Source organism: Dysgonomonas sp. Marseille-P4677 (assembly GCF_016652235.1).
Classification (GTDB): domain Bacteria; phylum Bacteroidota; class Bacteroidia; order Bacteroidales; family Dysgonomonadaceae; genus Dysgonomonas.
Genome location: NZ_JAEPKU010000273.1, coordinates 1 through 1,189, shown reverse-complemented (window position 1 = coordinate 1,189; position 1,189 = coordinate 1). Strand labels below are relative to the sequence as shown.

Here is a 1,189-nt window from a genome sequence, read left to right as displayed (position 1 = left end):
ATTAGGAGATAGTATTAAAATAATTGGAGAAGTTAAGTTTAATTTTCCTAAGTTAAGAAAAAGAATGGAAGATATTAGTGACGGGAGAAGCCAATCATACAAACAGTATTCAAATCTATTTAATGATATATTATTAGGAACTTCTGAATGCAATATAGATTCTATCATTGAAGATTTAAAGAAAGTATTTGAAGCAATTATTGAATCTAATACATACAAGATTAAAGATAGTATTGAATCTAAATCTGCAATAAAAACTTTTCTTTATGATTATTTCTTTGACAATTGGGATGTTGAGTATGATGGTGATTTTTTAGGGAAAATGTCAGCAGGAAAAGCAAGTTTTGTTATCCTTATGTTGATTATTGGTTTAAGTGAATCAAAAGCACCTATATTAATAGATCAGCCAGAAGACAACCTTGATAATAGATCAATATCTAAAGGATTAGTAGAGTATTTAAAGCAAAAAAAGGAAGAAAGACAAATTATTCTTGTTACTCATAATCCTAATATTGTAGTAAATGCAGATGCCGAGAATGTTATTGTCGCTAATCAACAAGGACAAAATGATAGAGATAGCTCAAGTCCATATCAATTTGACTATATTAACGGCGCATTAGAAAATACATTTAGGAATCCAGATGAAACGGATTTGTTAAAAAGCATGGGTATTCGTGAACATATTGCTGATGTTGTCGAAGGAGGAGAAGAAGCATTTATGAAAAGAGAGCGTAAATATAATTTTAAAAGATAATAACATGAGTGAATATACTAATTTCCCAAAAGATTTTATAGAAAGAACAAAAGAGAATCTCAAAAATTTTGTTGGAGATCATGATGTTACAAACCTAATTAATAGTTGTTTAGGACTTATAATTATACCTAATCAATTATTAGTAAACAATTTGCCCAATTATGAATTTACAAATAATGATAGAAGTTATGGTATTGATAAACAAAATATACTTGACAATATAGAGAATAAATATTCTCTAAAAAAATAGTTCATGGCATCCGTAATGGGTTAGCTCATGGACATATTGAACAAAAAACAGAAAATGGGAAAATAACTGGAATTAAAATATCCAATATTCATAACGGAAAAACAAAACTTACCATAAAATTTACTATAGAAGAATTTAAAAATTTTGCTTTCAAAGTTAGCGATGATTTTTATAAATAAAAAGGA

At 27.2% G+C, this 1,189-nt stretch carries 2 pseudogenes; both read left to right on the top strand.

The features are described from left to right. Positions 1 to 754: pseudogene (locus JGH11_RS20025) on the top strand (ATP-binding protein); the annotation flags it as partial. Positions 755 to 758: 4 nt separating this feature from the next. Then, a pseudogene (locus tag JGH11_RS20660) lies at positions 759 to 1,183 on the top strand (HEPN family nuclease). The last annotated feature ends 6 nt before the right edge of the window (positions 1,184 to 1,189 follow it).